Raw genomic sequence first — 15,987 nt, 5'->3', positions numbered from 1 at the left:
CAACCAAACAAAAAATTTGGCACTATCACAAACAAAACACACTGTTGAGTTCTCAAACAACACCCACACACCATCCACACACCCGACCAGACGGCCGAACAGCTTCCGGGGTGATCGCCGCCCCTTTCGAGGCAACTCCTCCAACTTAGCGGTCCCGCTTCACCGTGTCAAACCGGCTCGGCGCTCCGACTTGCTGGAGCCTGTCTCCTCGGGCGGCTCGGGCCTCTCGGTCCGGGCCGCTCTCGGCGACGTCCAATAAGTTACGCAGGCGTGAACGCAAACGCAAACCCGCAGGTCAAGCCCGTTAACGGACGATGGCGTCGGCACGAGCCGACGCCATCGTCGTAGACAGGGGCGGATCAGTTGATGCGGACGCCCGCGAAGCTCTTCTTGCCACGCCGCAGGACCAACCATCCGCCGTGGAGGAGATCGCCGGAGGACGGCGTCCACTCGGGGTCCGAGACCCGCTCGTTGTTGACGTACGCACCTCCCTCACCCACAGCACGCCGGGCAGCACCCTTGCTCTCGCTCAAACCGGAGGCCACGAGCAGGTCGACGATGGTCGTCGGGCTGCCCGGGGCGATCTCCACCGCGCCGGCGTCCTCGAGCGCCGCTGCGAGCGTCGCCTCGTCGAGCCCGCCGAGCTCGCCGCGGCCGAACAGGGCCTGCGCGGCGGCCTGGACGGATTCCGTCGCGGCCACGCCGTGCACGAGCGTCGTCATCTCCTCGGCGAGGCGCTTCTGCGCCGCACGCAGGTGGGGCTTGTCGCGGGTCAACGCCTCGAGCTCGTCGATCTCCTCACGTCCGAGGAAGGAGAACCACCGTAGGTAACGCACGACGTCGGCGTCGGCGGTGTTGAGGAAGTACTGGTACCAGGTGTACGGGCTCGTCATGGACGGATCCAGCCACAGGCTGCCGCCTCCGGTGGACTTGCCGAACTTCTTGCCGTCGGCGGACGTCACGAGAGGGACCGTCATGGCGTGGACCGTCTCGCCGTCCACCCGCCGGTTGAGGTCGACACCGCCGATGATGTTCCCCCACTGGTCGGACCCACCGAGCTGCAGTGTGCACCCCATGTTGCGGCGCAGCTGCAGGAAGTCGTTCGCCTGGAGCAGCATGTAGGAGAACTCGGTGAACGAGATGCCCTCGCCCTCGAGGCGACGCTTGACCGTGTCGCGCCCGAGCATCGTGTTGAGCGAGAAGTGCTTACCGACGTCGCGCAGGAACTCGATGACCGACATGTGCCCGGTCCACTGCATGTTGTTCACGATCCGCGCGCCGGTGGGTCCCTCGGTGAGGTCGACGAACAGCTCTAACTGACCAGCGATCCGCTCGGTCCACTCCGCGACGGTGTCGGAGGTGTTCATGACCCGCTCCCCCACCTCGCGGGGGTCACCGATCATCCCGGTGGCGCCGCCGGCGAGGACGATCGGCCGGTGCCCGGCCAGCTGGAACCGGCGCAGGGTCAGCAACGGGATGAGGTGCCCGGCATGCAGGCTCGGACCGGTCGGGTCGAACCCGCAGTAGAGCGAGACCGTCCCCGCGTCGAGGTGGGTGCGCAGCGCGTCCAGGTCGGTCGACTGGGCGATCAGCCCACGCCACTGCAGTTCATCGAGGATGTTGTTGGTCACGACCGTCATTGTCCCCCATCGGTGCGACCGGCCACCACGGGGCGGGTGACCTGCGGGGCGCGTGGGCTCCGCCGGTAGGCGGAGACCTCCCGCGCGCCGGCGAGCCAGAACCGCCACGGGCGGTCCGCCTCGCGGGAGACCCCGACGCGCGGACCGGAGCGGATGTGGGCGTCGGGAACCGGCGCAGGTCGGAACCGGATCGACGACGAGGGGTCCAACACGTCGGTGCCCCGCATCGACAGATCGATGCCGAGCGTGCGTCCGAGATTGCCGGGACCGCGGGCGGTGCGCTCCGCCGGGACGCCGGGCCGGCGGGTCTCCACGGTCTCGTGGCCCCCCACCACGCGGGCCGCCCGGAGGAGCACACCCCCTCCCTCACCCTGAGGTCGGCAGGTGATGTTCACGCACTGGTGCAACCCGTGGCTCAGGTACACGTACAGGTGACCGGCGTCGCCGAACATCACCTCGTTGCGAGCCGTGCGACCCGGCCACGTGTGGGCCGCCGCGTCAGGGAACGCCGAATCGGCGGGCCCGCCGTACGCCTCGACCTCCATGACGCGCACCGAGACCGTGTCGTGCGTGAGGATCCCGCCGAGAAGTAACCGCGCCGCCTCGTCCGGGGACGACTCGCGCAGCAACGCCCGGAATCGCTCGCCACCCGTGTCGTAGCCACCGGTGTCGTCACCACCCGTGGCGTCGCGGTCGGCCCCGGACGCGCCCGCCAGAGGACTCACTCCGCGGGCGTTCCGCCCGACCGGGCGACGAGGTCCGCGTGTTCGGCGTCGTCGACCTGCCGGGATTCGTCGACCAGCAGGACGGGGATGCCGTCGTCGATCCCGTAGGCCCGGCGCAGTCGCGGGTTGTACAGCGTCTCCCCGTCGACCAGGAGGAGGGGGCCCTTGTCCTCGGGACAGGCGAGGATCTCGAGCAGACGTGCGTCGATGACGGACATGCGTCTCACCCTACCCACGCGGCGAACTGGTCACGGACCTCGCCCAACCGCCGGCGTTGCTCCGCCACTGCCTCACCCGCGGTCCCGCCACGGGCGTTCCTCGACGCGACCGAGCCGGTCACCGTGAGGATCTCGCGGACCTCGGGCGTGAGCGTGGGGTCCACGGCCGCCAACTCGTCGTCGTCCAACTCGTCCAGTCCCACCCCGCGGCCCTCGGCCACCCGCACGCACTCACCGGCCGCCTCGTGGGCGACCCGGAACGGGACGCCCCGGCGGACCATCCACTCGGCGATGTCCGTCGCCAGCGTGTACCCGGCGGGCGCGAGCTCGGCGAGTCGCTCGGGATGGAATTCGAGGGTGCCGACGAGCCCGGCCATCGCCGGCAGGAGCAGGTCGAGCTGCGCGACGGAGTCGAAAACCGGCTCCTTGTCCTCCTGCAGGTCCCGGTTGTAGGCCAACGGCTGCGCCTTGAGGGTCGCGAGCAGCCCGGTGAGGTTGCCGATGAGCCGCCCCGTCTTACCGCGCATCAGCTCGGCGACGTCCGGGTTCTTCTTCTGCGGCATGATCGAGCTGCCGGTCGACCACTCGTCGGCGAGCGTGACGTACCCGAACTCGGGAGTCGACCAGGCGATGAGCTCCTCCGCCAGGCGGGAGAGGTCGACCGCGATCTGCGCGAGGACGTAGGACGCCTCGGCCGCGAAGTCCCTCGAACTCGTGGCGTCGATCGAGTTGTCCGCCGCACGGTCGAACCCCAGCTCCGCGGCGATCGCGTCCGGGTCCAACCCGAGCGAGGACCCGGCCAGTGCGCCCGAACCGTACGGCGACACCGCCAGCCGGCGGTCGAGATCACGGATCCGGTCGAGATCGCGCAGCAGCGGCTGCGCGTGCGCGAGCAGCTGATGAGAGAGCAGCACCGGCTGGGCGGCCTGGAAGTGGGTCTTGCCCGGCATGACCGTCTCCGGGTGGGCGTCGGCCTGCGCGACGAGCGCGTCGACCACATCGAGCACGCCCGCCGCCACCGCGCGGACGGCATCGCGGAGCCACATGCGGAAGAGGGTGGCGACCTGGTCGTTGCGTGAGCGGCCGGCCCGCAGTCGTCCACCGACCTCGGCACCGACCCGGTCGATCAGCCCGCGTTCGAGGGCGCCGTGGACGTCCTCGTCCGACTCGGCCGGGACGAACGCGCCGGAGTCGACGTCCGCGGCGAGGCGATCCAGGCCGTCGAGCATCGCGTCCAGATCCGGGCCGGTGAGCAGACCCGCCCGGTGCAGCACCCGGGCGTGCGCCTTGGACGCCCGGATGTCGTACGGCGCCAGCTCCCAGTCGAAATGGGTGGACTTGCTCAGGGCTGCCATGGCCTCCGCCGGACCGCCGGCGAACCGGCCGCCCCACAGGGCGCCGGTGTTGGTCCCGTGCCTGTCGTCCCCGGTCGCCCGCCCGCGGTCGCTCTGCTCGGCACTCATAGGCCGAGGTCCCGCTTGGCGGCGATCTTGGAGCTCAGGCCGTGCAGGTTGACGAAGCCCTTCGCGTAGCTCTGGTCGAACGAGTCGCCCTCGTCGTAGGTCGCGAGGTTGAAGTCGTACAGCGAGGAGTCGGAGCGGCGGCCGTTGACGGTGATCGACCCGCCGTGCAGGACCATCCGGATGTCGCCCGACACGTGCTGCTGGGTGTTGTCGATGAAGGCGTCCAGCGCGTACTTCAGGGGCGAGAACCACAGTCCGTCGTAGACCGCGTTCGACCACTCGTCCGAGACGCCGGACTTGTAGCGGGCGAGCTCACGCTCGAGGGTGACGTCCTCGAGGGCCTTGTGCGCGGTGATGAGGATCATCGCGCCCGGCGCCTCGTACACCTCACGGCTCTTGATGCCCACCAACCGGTCCTCGACCATGTCGAGACGACCCACGCCCTGCGCACCGCCGCGGCGATTGAGCTCCTCGATCGCCTCGAGGACGGTGACCTTGCGACCGTCGATGGCGACCGGCACGCCCTCGGAGAAGGTCACGGTGACCTCGTCGGGGGCGGCGAAGTTGATGGTCGGGTCCTCGGTGTAGTCGTAGACGTCCTTGGTGGGGGCGTTCCACAGGTCCTCGAGGAAGCCGGTCTCCACGGCGCGACCCCACACGTTCTGGTCGATCGAGAACGGCGACTTCTTGGTGACGTTGATCGGGATCTCGTTCTTCTCGGCGAACTCGATCGCCTTCTCGCGGGTCCACGCGTAGTCGCGGACCGGCGCGATCACGTCGAGATCCGGTGCCAACGCGCCGAAGCCGACCTCGAAGCGGACCTGGTCGTTGCCCTTGCCGGTGCAGCCGTGCGCCACGGACGTGCCGCCGTGCATCTTCGCCGCGGTGACGAGATGCTTGACGATGAGGGGACGGGAGATCGCCGACACCAGCGGGTACTGCCGCATGTAGAGACCGTTGGCCTTGATGGTGGGGGCGCAGTACTCCTCGGCGAACTCGTCGCGGGCGTCCACGACGATCGACTCGACGGCGCCGCAGTCCAGCGCGCGCTGGCGCACGACGTCCATGTCCTCGCCACCCTGGCCGAGGTCGATGGCGACGGCGACGACCTCGGCACCGGTCTCCTTGCCGATCCAGCTGATGGCGACGGAGGTGTCGAGTCCGCCGGAGTAGGCGAGGACGACGCGATCGGACATGGTGTTCTCCTTGGTGTGTGCTGTGGGTCTGTGGGTCTGGGTGTGCGGCTCGTCCGCGGGTCGCCCGGTCAGAGCTGGCGTCGGGCCAGCGCGGCGAGTCGGTCCGCGAGTTCTGCTCCGGAGACGGGTTCGCGGGCCATCACGAATATGGTGTCATCCCCGGCGATGGTGCCGACGACGTCGTCCGGGTTGGCGCGGTCCAGGGCGCTGGCGAGGAAGTTGGCGGCCCCCGGTGGGGTGCGCAGAACCGCGATGTTGCCGCTGTGATCGGCGGACACGAGCAGCTCGCCGAGCAGCTTGGCCAGTCGGTCGGTGCCCCCGGGGATGCCCGGGACGTGGCTCCCGTCCTCCGGGATGACGTAGCGGCCCGCTCCCCCGTCCGCGGCGCGGAGCTTGACGGCACCGAGCTCGTCCAGATCACGGCTGAGGGTAGCCACCGCGACCGCGATGCCCTCCTCGGCCAGTGCCTCGGCGAGCTCGGTCTGGCTGCGGACCGGGCGGCGCCGGAGGATCTCGGTGATCCGGGCGTGCCGCACCGTCCGACTCACGGCGCCGACCGAGGTCACGCCCGCTCCAGGAGCCAGACGAGCAGTGCCTTCTGGGCGTGGAGCCGATTCTCCGCCTCGTCGAACACCCGGCTGCGGGGTCCGTCGATGACGTCGGCGGAGATCTCCTTGCCCCGGTACGCGGGCAGGCAGTGCAGGACGATCACGTCGTCGGAGGCCCGGTCCACCGCCTCCTGGCCGAGCCGGTAGTCGGCCAGGTCGCGCAGGCGGTCGGTCGCGGAGTCCTCCATGCCCATCGACACCCACGTGTCGGTGATGAGCACGTCGGCCCCCTCGACCGCCGAGTCGACGTCGGTGGTGATGTGGACCGATCCGCCGGTGACCTCCGCGATCCGCTCGGCGTCGGCCACCACCTGCCCGGAGGGCTGGTATCCGTCGGGGGCGGCGATGGTGACGTGGATGCCGGCCGTGGCGAACCCGAGCAGGTAGGAGTGGCCCATGTTGTTGGCCCCGTCGCCGAGGTACACGGCCCGCAGGCCCGCCGTGCGGCCGAAGTTCTCCCGGATGGTGAGGAGGTCCGCGAGGATCTGGCAGGGGTGGAACTCGTCGCTCAGGGCGTTGACGACCGGGACGTCGGAGTGCGCGGCGAGTTCGACGAGTCCGTCCTGGGAGTACGTCCGCCACACGATCGCCTCGACGTAGCGGGACATCACCTTCGCGGTGTCCTCCAGCGTCTCGCCCTTGCCCATCTGGGTGGAACCGGACTCGACGACGATCGGGTTGCCGCCCAGTTGCGCGATTCCGGCGTCGAAGGAGAAACGGGTCCGCGTCGATGTCTTGTCGAAGATCACGGCGACGGAACGGGGGCCCTCCAGCGGGCGCGCGGAGAACGGCTCGGCCTTGAGCTCCAGCGCGAGGTCGAGGACGGCGGCCTGCTCGGCGGGGCTGAGGTCGTCGTCGCGCAGGAAGTGGCGTACCGAGTGGGAGGATGCCGGGGCACCGGTCATGACGAGGACTCCTTCTGGGACGCGGCATCGAGGATCGCGGGCAACGCGGTGACGAACTCCGCGGCCTGCCCCTCGGTGAGGATGAGCGGCGGGGCGAGCCGGACGACGTCGGTGGTCGTGGCCCCCACGAGGTAGCCGGCCCCGCGCGCGGCCTCTTCCACGGACTTGGCCACCGGGGCGGTGAGCACCATGCCGAGCAGCAGCCCCCGTCCCCGCACGTGGTCGATCAGCGGATGGTCGAGGCACTCGATCTCCGCGGCGATGACCTTGCCGAGCCGGTCGACGTGCGCCACGAGATCGTCGGACTCGATCGTGTCGAGCACCGCGAGCGCGGCGGCGCACGCGACCGGGTTGCCCCCGAAGGTCGTCCCGTGCTGGCCTGCGGTGAGCAGCTCGCCGGCCGCGCCGATCCCGAGGCATGCGCCGATCGGCAGCCCGCCGCCGAGCCCCTTGGCGAGGGTGATCACGTCGGGCACCACCCCTGCCTTGCGGGAGGCGAACATCGCGCCGGTACGAGCGATGCCGGTCTGGACCTCGTCGACGATCATGAGGACGCCGTGCTCCGTGCACAGCGCGCGGACATCGGCGAGGAACCCCTCCGGCGGCTCGACGACGCCGCCCTCGCCCTGCAGGGGCTCGAGGATCACGGCGGCGGTGTCACCGGGGTCCTTCTCCACGAGTGCGGTGAGGGCGTCGATGTCGCCGTACGGATAGAACTCGACGCCGGCCGGCATCGGCTCGAACGGCTCGCGCTTCGCGGGCTGGCCGGTCATCGCCAGCGCGCCCATGGTCCGACCGTGGAAGCCGTTCCCGGCGGCGAGGATCCGCGAGCGCCCGGTGCGACGGGCGATCTTGAACGCGGCCTCGTTGGCCTCGGCACCCGAGTTGCAGAAGAACGCCCGCACCGGCTCCTCCACCGCCAGCAGGGACTCGAGCCGCTCCGCGAGCTCGACGACCGTCGGGTGGACGTACAGGTTCGACACGTGCCCCAGCTCGGCGACCTGCCGGCTGACCGCGTCGACGATCGCGGGATGCGCGTGACCGAGCGAGTTGACCGCGATACCGCCGAGCAGGTCCGTGTACTCGCGGCCGTCGGCACCGACGACGGTGACACCGCGTCCCGAGACCAGCTCGAGCGGGGGTGTGCCGTAGTTGCGCATCAGGGCGGTGTCCCACCTCGAGGTGAGGGTGGGGGTGGTCTTCTCGCTCACGCGTGGTCTCCTGCCGGTATCCGGGTCTCGTGATCGCCCTCGGTCACCATCGTCCCGATGCCGCCCTCGGTGAGGATCTCCAGCAGCACGGAGTGCTCGACACGGCCGTCGATGACGTGGGCGGCGCGCACGCCGCCCTGCACGGCGCGCAGGCAGGCCTCCATCTTGGGGACCATCCCGCTCTCCAGTGACGGGAGCAGGCGCTCCAGGGGCCGGGTGCCCAGGTGAGTCACCAGCGAGGAACGGTCGGGCCAGTCCGTGTACAGCCCCTCGACGTCGGTGAGGACGACCAACTTCTCCGCCTCCAGGGCCGAGGCGAGCGCACCCGCGGCGGAGTCTGCGTTGATGTTGTGGACGGTCCCGTCGACATCGGGGGCGATGGTCGAGACCACGGGGATCCGCCCGGCCTCGATGAGGTCGAGGACGGCGCGCGGATCGACGGATTCGACGTCGCCGACGAGTCCGATGTCGGTGGGCCGACCGTCGACCATCGCGGTACGCCGGACGGCGGTGAACAGGCCGGCGTCCTCGCCGGAGATGCCGACCGCGTACGGACCGTGCGCGTTGATCAGGCCGACGAGTTCACGACCGACCTGCCCGAACAGCACCATCCGCACCACATCCATCACCTCGGGGGTGGTGACGCGGAACCCGCCGCGGAACTCCCCCTCCATCCCGAGCCGCGTGAGCATCGACGTGATCTGAGGGCCACCGCCGTGGACCACGACGGGCTTGAGTCCGCAGGTGCGCAGGAAAACCATGTCGGCGGCGAAGGCCTTCTTGAGCTCGTCGTCGATCATCGCGTTGCCGCCGTACTTCACCACGACGATCTTGTCGTGGAACTTCTGCAGCCACGGCAACGCCTCCGCGAGGACGTGCGCGCGGACGAACGGCGTCAGCTCTGTGGACCCGTCGTTCATCGCTGTGGTCATGTCAGGCCTCTCCGGGCTGGTCGGGGATGGTCAGGGCGAGATGGACGTCGGCGCCGCCGCGGTGCCGGAACCGGAACTCGACGCCGTCGGCCGTGGGCACCGGCTCGGGCAGCGGCGAGTGCTCGATGTCCGGCCGGAAGACGAGGACCTCGATCGGGCCGACCTGCGTCGCCGTCGCCGCGGCCAGCGACTCGGCGACGCTCTCGGCGACGAGGTGCGCGGCGGTGAAGTCGGTGGCCGTGTCCCCGGCGCCGGCATCTCCGATCAACACCACGGCCCGGGTGGCGGGGACCTGTGCGCAGCGGGCGCTCCACTGGAGTTCGCCGGCCAGCGCGGCCTCGGACACGCCCGGCGCGGCGATGTCGAGCCGGGCCGCGGTGCCGGCGGGCGCCCACCAGGACACGCTCCCGGGATCGTCGATGTACCTCCGGCGGACGAGACCGTGGAGGTCCTCGCCCGGGACGGCGCCGTCCGCACCGACCGGTCCGGCGTCGGTCACGGGGCGAGACCGACCGTGCTGAGCCCGTCGGTCTCGGGCAGGCCGAGAGCGAGGTTCATCGACTGGATCGCCCCGCCGGCGGTGCCCTTGGCGAGGTTGTCGATCGCGGCGGTGAACACCGCGCGGCCCGCGCGCTCGTCCACCTCGATGCCCAACTGCACGGCGTTGGAACCGAGAACGGAGGCGGTCATGGGCTGCACGCCGGCGGGCAGGACGTGGACGAACGGCTCGGTGCCGAACGCCTCCGCATAGACCGCGCGCAGCTCGGCGGCGCTCGCCGTGGTGGGGGCCACGGCGGTGGTGAGGATGCCGCGTGCCATGGGGGCGAGGACCGGGGTGAAGCTCAACGACACCTCCTCGTCGGTGACCGACCGGAGGTTCTGGAGGATCTCCGGGGTGTGCCGGTGGGTGGTGACGCCGTACGCCTTGACCGAGCCCATGACCTCCGAGGCCAGCATCGGGACCTTGGCGGACTTGCCGGCGCCGGACGCGCCGGTGACGGAGACGATCGTGATGGCCGAGGCGTCGATCAGCTTCGCCGCGACGGCCGGGAACAGCGCGAGCGTGGCCCCGGTGGGAAAGCACCCGGGCACGGCGACACGGCGGGTGGTCCGCAGCGCCTCGCGCGCCCCCGGCAGTTCGGGGAGTCCGTACGGCCACGACCCGGCGTGCTCGGAACCGTAGTAGCCCGTCCAGTCCTCGGCGCTGGAGAGCCGGAAGTCCGCGCCGAGGTCGACGACGAGGACGTCCGGCCCCAGCTGCTCGGCGATCGCCGCGGAGTGCCCGTGGGGCAGGCCGAGCACCACCACGTCGTGGCCCGCGAGGGACTGCGCGTCGGTCTCCGCCAGGACACGGTCGGCGAGCGGCAGCAGGTGCGGGTGATGCTCACCCAGCGTCTGCCCGGCGTTCGACCCGGCGGACAGGGTGCCCAGCTCGAGCTCACCCGACACGTAGGCCGGATGCCCCAGGAGGAGGCGGAGGAACTCCCCTCCCGCGTATCCCGAAGCACCTGCGACCGCTACCTTGATTGCCATGCGCACGAGTATGCACGACGTTGCAATCTTTTGCACGTGCGGGGGTCAGGCCCCTAGCTGCCGCCGTCCCCCCGCGAACCGCCGCTGCCCCAGGTCCACCGAGCCGCCCACCCGGCGCCCCTCCTCGATCCCGGACATGCCGACCCGTCGGCGGGTACCGCGCACCGCGGTCGGGAACCGGCGGCGCAGCTCCGCGTCCGCCCTCTGGGCGTCCGACCGGAGGACGATCCCCGCCCCTGCCGCGTCGCGGCTCTCGGCGACCGCGCCCTGCTCGGCGGCCTCCAACCGCCGGCCGACCTCGAAGGCGAACCCGGTCATGAACGACTTGCGGTGGGTGACGGCGGAGACGCCGGGCGCCGGGCGCTGGCGGGCCGCCGCGGCGAGCATCACCCCGGTCAACGCACCGGCGAGCATGCCCACCCGCTCGACGTGCCGCCGGACCCCGACGATGTGGACGACGCGCGTATTGTCACCGCGCACAGAGGTGACGGCCCGGCAGTGCATCGCCGACGCGAGTGCGGCGACGAGGCCCACCTGATCGGGCTGATACCTGCCGGAGACCACGTGGTCGAGCACGGTCACCTCCGCCGCGGTGGTGTCGGGACCCGTGCGCGCCAGCGCCTCGTCGACGCCGTACTTGGCGAGCAGTGCGTAGGCGCGCTCGAGGAGTACGTCCGCCTCCGGTGTCCCGGCCACGCTCTCGGCCTTGGCGAAGAGCTTCCGCACCCGGTCGAGCGCCTTCTCCGGCGGTGGGGCGCCGTGAGCGGGGGACGAGGTGGGGTCGGAGGGGGAAGAGGTGGCATGGGAAGTGTTCATGGTCTGCTCCTGGTCGTCTCGACTGTCAGTCGGGACGGATGTTCGCACGCCTGTACGACACCGACGGCGGCCGCGCCTGGGCCGGAGCATCCGCGCCCGACGTCCGGGGCCACCGCCGGAGACGCTCAGCGGTGCAGGAACCAGGTGTGGTCGAGCGGCCCGGATCCACGGCCCACCTCGAGTGCGAGCCCACCGTGTAGCGCCCCGTCCATCCACGGCCGGACTCGGCGGTAGGCCGCCTCCCAGTCCTGCGCGCCGACACGGGCGGTGGCCAGGGCCGAGGACAACGAGCATCCGGTGCCGTGCGTGTGCGGGGTGTCGACCCGCACGAACGGCAGGCGGAGCGTGGTCCGCCGGTCGCCATCGGTCTCGACGAGGACGTCCTCGGCGCTGCCGTCCTCGAGGTCACCGGTGGTGGCGAGCACCGCGCAGCCGGTCTGCTCGTGGACGAGTTCAGCCTGACCGACGATGGTCTCGATGTCCGTGGCGCCCGTCTCGCCGCACAGGACGGCGAGCTCGGGGACGTTGGGCGTGACCAGGTCCGCGAGGGGGACGAGGTCACGGAGCATGCGCGCGGCGTCCTCGCTGGCGAGCCGGCCACCGGTGGTGGCGACCATGACCGGGTCGAGGACGACGTGCGGGGGACGACGACGACGAAGCCAGTCCCCGACCGCCTCGACGAGGCCCGCCTCACCGAGCATGCCGATCTTGACGGCGTCGATCACCACGTCATCGGCCACGGCGTCGAGCTGGGCGATGACGGTCTCGGGCGGCACGGCGTGCACCCCGGTGACGCCGACGGTGTTCTGCACGGTGACCGCGGTGACGGCGCCCATCCCGTACCCGCCCATCGCGGCGACCGCCTTGACGTCCGCGAGCAGACCCGCGCCGCCGGACGGGTCGGTGCCCGCGATGCACAGCACCCTCGGTGCCCGGACCCTGTCAGCCACGCAGAACCGCCCCCACGGACTTCTCCGCGGCCTCGACGGCCGCGCTGCGCCAGGTGCTCGCCTCGTCCTCGGTGAGCGTGCGGTCGGCGGCGCGGAACGTCAGCGCATACGCCAGGGACTTGCGGCCCTCGCCGAGCTGGGCGCCGGTGTAGACGTCGAACAGGCGCACGCTCTCGAGCAACTCCCCGCCCCCCGAGCGCAGCGCGGACTCGACGTCCGCGGCTGGCACCGAGGCGTCCACCACGAGAGCGACGTCCTGGTTCACCGCCGGGTACGCCGAGATCGTCGGGGCCGGCAGGACCTCACGGACACCGATCGCGGTGAGGTCGAGCTCCACGGCGCAGGTCCGGGCCGGCACTCCGAGTCGCTCGCACGCCGCCGGGTGCAGTTCGCCGGCGTGCCCGACGACGACCGAGTCGACGAGCACCTCCACACAGCGGCCCGGGTGCCAGGGCGCGCACTCCGCCGCCCGGACACGCACCTCGGCACCGAGCGTACGACCGACGATCCTCGCCGCCTCCACCGCGTCGAGGGCGTCGGCCTCCCGGCCCGGGCCGAAGTGCCCGGCCGGCTCGCGCTTGCCGGTGTACAACGCAGCGACGTGCAGCGGCTGCTCGGGCAGCGAGGCGCTCAGCCGCTCGCGCTCCTCCGGGGTGGGCTCGCGGTCGACCGGCAGCATCTCCACCGGCGCGGTTGTGGGCGTACGGAACGACACCTGCGCGACCGAGAACAGCGCGAGATCGCGAGTCCCCCGGGTGATGTTGCGGCGGGCGATCTCGACCAATGAGGGCAGCAGCGTGGTCGCGAGGTGCGACTTGTCGCTCTCGAGGGGGTTGACCACGGACATCGTGTTGCGGCGCTCGTCGTCGTCACCCAGTCCCATGTCGTCGAACACCGACGGATCACAGAACGGGGACGTCAGCACCTCCACGTGCCCGGCCGCGGCCAGGGCGTGCCCGACGGCGCGGCGGCCACGCTGCTCGGCGGTGAGGCCCCGGCCCGCGGGCGCGGTGGGCAGCACCGACGGGATGTTCTCCAGCCCCTCGAGGCGCAGCACCTCCTCGACCAGGTCCGCCGGCAGGGCGAGGTCGGGACGCCAGGTCGGGGGCGTCACCTCGAGCAGCACCGCGTCGTCACCGGCGACGGTGCAACCGATCTGCTCCAGCCGGCGCCGCGCGGTCCCGGCCGGGTACCCGACGCCGGCGACGCGCGCGGGGCGGTCCGGGTCGAACGCGATGGTCGGCATGACCGGCGCCGAACCGACATCGGTGAGGGAGGCCTCGACGGTGCCCCCGGTGATCTCGGCGAGCAGGGTCGCCGCGCGGTCCAGGGCCGCGATCGAGGCGGCGGCGTCGACCCCGCGCTCATAGCGCTTGCCCGCCTCGCTCGGCAGCTTGTGCCGGCGGATGGTCCGGAACACGGCGAGGGTGTCCCACACGGCGGACTCCAGCAGCACATCGGTCGTCTGATCGGAGACCTCGGTCGAGGCCCCGCCCATGACGCCGGCCATCGAGACGGGCCCGCTGTCGTCGCAGATGACGACGTCCTCGGGGTCGAGCGTCCGCTCGACGTCGTCGAGGGTCACCAGGGTCTCCCCCGCCCGCGCCCGCCGGACGGTGAGTCCGCCCTGCAGTCGCGCCGCGTCGAACGCGTGCATCGGGTGACCGAGCTCGAGCATGACGTAGTTGGTCACGTCGACGGCCGGCGAGATCGGCCGCACGCCCGACAGCAGCAGGCGGCGCGCCATCCACCACGGGGTGCGCGCGGCCGGGTCGATCCCCGTCACGCGACGCAGCGCGAACCGCCGGGCGCCCGACTCCGGCAGCACCTCCAGCGGCCAGGTCTCGGCGTCGGCCGGGAGCCCGAGTTCGACGGCGGGGTCGGCGAAGTCGAGGTCGAACCCACACGCGAGCTCGCGGGACAGGCCGCGCGCCGACAGGCAGTATCCGCGGTCGGGGGTCACGTTGAGCTCGATGACGGTGTCCCGCTCGTCGGCACCGGCGGCGAGCACCGGCCCGGCGGGATCGCCCGGCTCGGCGGTGCCGGGGGCCAGGACGATGATCCCGCTGTGATCGGAGCCGATGCCCAGCTCGGACGCCGAACAGATCATGCCCTCGCTGGGCCTGCCGTACGTCTTACGCTTACCGATCTCGAACCCGCCCGGCAGGACCGTGCCGGGGAGCGCGACGACGACCAGATCGCCCTCGGAGAAGTTCCGGGCGCCGCACACGATCTGCTGTGCCTCGTCCCCGCCCACGTCGACCAAGCAGAAACGGATGGGCTTCTTGAAGCCCTCGAGCTCCTCGATACTCGAGACCCGGCCGATCGTGAGCGGGCCGGTGATCTCGGGGAGCTGTTCCGGCTCGCCCTCCACCTCGAGCCCGACGCGGACGAACCCGGCGTCGAGCTCGGCGGGGGTCACGGTCCAGCCGTCGTTGGCCCGCTGCAGGATCTCGGTCAACCAGGACTGCGCAATTCGCACTGTGGGGTCCTTCGTCTTGGTGTGGTGGGAGGGGCGCGGCGCGTCAGGCGCGGATGCCGAAGGGCAGGGAGAAGCGGACGTCGCCTTCGACTATGTCGCGCATGTCCGACAGACCGTTGCGGAACTGCAGGGTGCGCTCCAGGCCCATGCCGAACGCGAAGCCCGAGTACTCCTCGGGATCGATCCCACAGGCCGTGAGGACGTTCGGGTGGACCATGCCGCAGCCGCCCCACTCGACCCACCCGGCGCCGCCCTTCTTGCGGGGGAACCACACGTCCACCTCGGCGGAGGGTTCGGTGAACGGGAAGTAGTTGGGTCGCATGCGGGTGCGGGTCTCCGGACCGAACAGGGCACGTGCGAACGCGTCGAGCGCGCCGCGCAGGTGGGCCATCGTCAGCCCCTTGTCGATCGCCAGGCCCTCCACCTGGTGGAACACCGGGGTATGGGTGGCGTCGAGCTCGTCGGTGCGGAACGTCCGGCCCGGGCAGGCCACGTAGATCGGCGGCTCGCGGTCGAGCATCGTGCGTATCTGCACCGGGGAGGTGTGCGTGCGCAGCACCTGGCGGCTGCCCTCGGGCGCGACGTGGAAGGTGTCCTGCAGCGTGCGCGCCGGGTGGTCGGGCAGGAAGTTCAGCGCGTCGAAGTTGTAGTGCTCCGCCTCGACCTCGGGCCCCTCGGTGATCTCCCAACCCATCGCCACGAACACGTCCGCGACCTGCTCGGTGATGATCGTGATGGGATGCTGGGCTCCCACCGGGGCGCGCCCGGACGGGACCGTGAGGTCGAGCGTCTCGGCCACGAGGACGGCGGCGTCGCGCTCGGCCTGCAGTTCGGCCAGGCGGGCGTCGTAGGCCTGCTGCACGCGCCCGCGGGCGACGTTGACGGCCTTGCCGGCCGACGCCTTCTGCTCCTTGGGTAGTGCGCCCAGGCCCCGGCGCGCCAGGGCGATCGGGCTGCGGTCACCCAGATGCGCCGTCTTGGCGGCGGCCAACGCGTCCAGGTCGGCGGCTGCCGCGAACGCCGCCTCGGCGGCGGCGGCGTAGCCGGCCAGTGACTCCTCGTCGATCCGGACCTCGCCCGCGCCTGTGTCTTCGCTCACCAGTGCCCTCGTCCTCCCCGTCACGTCGGCCTCTCGCGACCGACACACCTCGGGCTCCGAGGGTAGTCGATCCCCGTAGCGCCCCCGGGTCCGCCCGGGCCGGCTCGTCCGAGGGCTCAGACCCGGCGCCGGGTCACCGCGCTCCTCGTCGTCGTCATCTCCTCGCCGGATCCCACACCGCGGCGGCGACAATCCTGACGGCTTGCGCT

General features: G+C 71.4%; 15 protein-coding genes. All 15 read right to left on the bottom strand.

Features of this window, described 5'->3' with window-relative positions; all coding sequences use genetic code 11:
* Positions 1 to 359 precede the first annotated feature (359 nt).
* Complete coding sequence (gene tyrS / locus VYL96_RS06995; RefSeq protein WP_131886598.1) at positions 360 to 1,631, bottom strand: tyrosine--tRNA ligase; 1,272 nt, start codon at positions 1,629 to 1,631, stop codon at positions 360 to 362.
* A 5-nt stretch (positions 1,632 to 1,636) separates the two neighbouring features.
* Positions 1,637 to 2,365 carry a DNA-3-methyladenine glycosylase gene (locus VYL96_RS06990; protein ID WP_131886597.1) on the bottom strand — a complete coding sequence of 243 codons (729 nt, stop codon included), beginning with the start codon at positions 2,363 to 2,365 and terminating at the stop codon, positions 1,637 to 1,639.
* The gene (locus VYL96_RS06985) at positions 2,362 to 2,583 is read right to left on the bottom strand and encodes a Trm112 family protein (protein WP_131886596.1); all 222 of its coding nucleotides are present in this window, start codon (positions 2,581 to 2,583) and stop codon (positions 2,362 to 2,364) included. Before VYL96_RS06985 ends, VYL96_RS06990 begins: the two co-directional genes overlap by 4 nt.
* A gap of 5 nt (positions 2,584 to 2,588) precedes the next feature.
* Complete coding sequence (argH, locus tag VYL96_RS06980; protein WP_131886595.1) at positions 2,589 to 4,046, bottom strand: argininosuccinate lyase; 1,458 nt, start codon at positions 4,044 to 4,046, stop codon at positions 2,589 to 2,591.
* A complete protein-coding gene (locus VYL96_RS06975; protein ID WP_007627020.1) occupies positions 4,043 to 5,242 on the bottom strand; it encodes an argininosuccinate synthase in 1,200 nt (399 codons plus the stop codon). Before VYL96_RS06975 ends, argH begins: the two co-directional genes overlap by 4 nt.
* Positions 5,243 to 5,310: 68 nt before the next feature.
* Positions 5,311 to 5,808 carry an arginine repressor gene (locus VYL96_RS06970; protein ID WP_131886594.1) on the bottom strand — a complete coding sequence of 166 codons (498 nt, stop codon included), beginning with the start codon at positions 5,806 to 5,808 and terminating at the stop codon, positions 5,311 to 5,313.
* On the bottom strand, positions 5,805 to 6,755 hold the full coding sequence (gene argF / locus VYL96_RS06965; protein WP_131886593.1) for an ornithine carbamoyltransferase: 951 nt from the start codon (positions 6,753 to 6,755) through the stop codon (positions 5,805 to 5,807). The genes VYL96_RS06970 and argF overlap by 4 nt, the downstream gene beginning before the upstream one ends.
* Positions 6,752 to 7,966: an acetylornithine transaminase gene (locus VYL96_RS06960; protein WP_131886592.1), complete on the bottom strand. Its 1,215-nt coding sequence runs from the start codon at positions 7,964 to 7,966 to the stop codon at positions 6,752 to 6,754. Before VYL96_RS06960 ends, argF begins: the two co-directional genes overlap by 4 nt.
* Positions 7,963 to 8,898, bottom strand: coding sequence for an acetylglutamate kinase (gene argB, locus VYL96_RS06955; RefSeq protein WP_207913609.1), 936 nt, complete (start codon positions 8,896 to 8,898; stop codon positions 7,963 to 7,965). Before argB ends, VYL96_RS06960 begins: the two co-directional genes overlap by 4 nt.
* 1 nt (position 8,899) lies before the next feature.
* Positions 8,900 to 9,397, bottom strand: a complete 498-nt coding sequence (locus VYL96_RS06950; protein ID WP_131886591.1) for a hypothetical protein — start codon at positions 9,395 to 9,397, stop codon at positions 8,900 to 8,902.
* Complete coding sequence (gene argC / locus VYL96_RS06945; RefSeq protein WP_131886590.1) at positions 9,394 to 10,431, bottom strand: N-acetyl-gamma-glutamyl-phosphate reductase; 1,038 nt, start codon at positions 10,429 to 10,431, stop codon at positions 9,394 to 9,396. Before argC ends, VYL96_RS06950 begins: the two co-directional genes overlap by 4 nt.
* 45 nt (positions 10,432 to 10,476) lie before the next feature.
* Positions 10,477 to 11,247, bottom strand: a complete 771-nt coding sequence (locus VYL96_RS06940; RefSeq protein WP_131886589.1) for a DUF2786 domain-containing protein — start codon at positions 11,245 to 11,247, stop codon at positions 10,477 to 10,479.
* Positions 11,248 to 11,372: 125 nt separating this feature from the next.
* Entirely contained in the window at positions 11,373 to 12,197 is an 825-nt protein-coding gene (gene thiD, locus VYL96_RS06935; RefSeq protein ID WP_243699819.1) for a bifunctional hydroxymethylpyrimidine kinase/phosphomethylpyrimidine kinase, read from the bottom strand.
* Positions 12,190 to 14,679: a phenylalanine--tRNA ligase subunit beta gene (pheT, locus tag VYL96_RS06930; protein ID WP_131886588.1), complete on the bottom strand. Its 2,490-nt coding sequence runs from the start codon at positions 14,677 to 14,679 to the stop codon at positions 12,190 to 12,192. The genes thiD and pheT overlap by 8 nt, the downstream gene beginning before the upstream one ends.
* A gap of 43 nt (positions 14,680 to 14,722) precedes the next feature.
* Positions 14,723 to 15,778 carry a phenylalanine--tRNA ligase subunit alpha gene (gene pheS, locus VYL96_RS06925; protein ID WP_131886587.1) on the bottom strand — a complete coding sequence of 352 codons (1,056 nt, stop codon included), beginning with the start codon at positions 15,776 to 15,778 and terminating at the stop codon, positions 14,723 to 14,725.
* Between the last annotated feature and the right edge of the window lie 209 nt (positions 15,779 to 15,987).

The sequence above is a fragment of the Dietzia maris genome, from assembly GCF_036287335.1.
Classification (GTDB): Bacteria; Actinomycetota; Actinomycetes; order Mycobacteriales; family Mycobacteriaceae; genus Dietzia; species Dietzia cinnamea.
Note: the sequence above shows the minus strand (reverse complement) of the source record. Positions and strands in the feature narration are given on the sequence as shown.

Coding starts and splice junctions, on each gene's coding strand:
- argB (WP_207913609.1), bottom strand. CDS start 8,898: ATGACCACAGCGATGAACGACGGGTCCACAGAGCTGACGCCGTTCGTC.
- VYL96_RS06975 (WP_007627020.1), bottom strand. CDS start 5,242: ATGTCCGATCGCGTCGTCCTCGCCTACTCCGGCGGACTCGACACCTCC.
- argH (WP_131886595.1), bottom strand. CDS start 4,046: ATGAGTGCCGAGCAGAGCGACCGCGGGCGGGCGACCGGGGACGACAGG.
- argF (WP_131886593.1), bottom strand. CDS start 6,755: ATGACCGGTGCCCCGGCATCCTCCCACTCGGTACGCCACTTCCTGCGC.
- argC (WP_131886590.1), bottom strand. CDS start 10,431: ATGGCAATCAAGGTAGCGGTCGCAGGTGCTTCGGGATACGCGGGAGGG.
- VYL96_RS06940 (WP_131886589.1), bottom strand. CDS start 11,247: ATGAACACTTCCCATGCCACCTCTTCCCCCTCCGACCCCACCTCGTCC.
- VYL96_RS06985 (WP_131886596.1), bottom strand. CDS start 2,583: ATGTCCGTCATCGACGCACGTCTGCTCGAGATCCTCGCCTGTCCCGAG.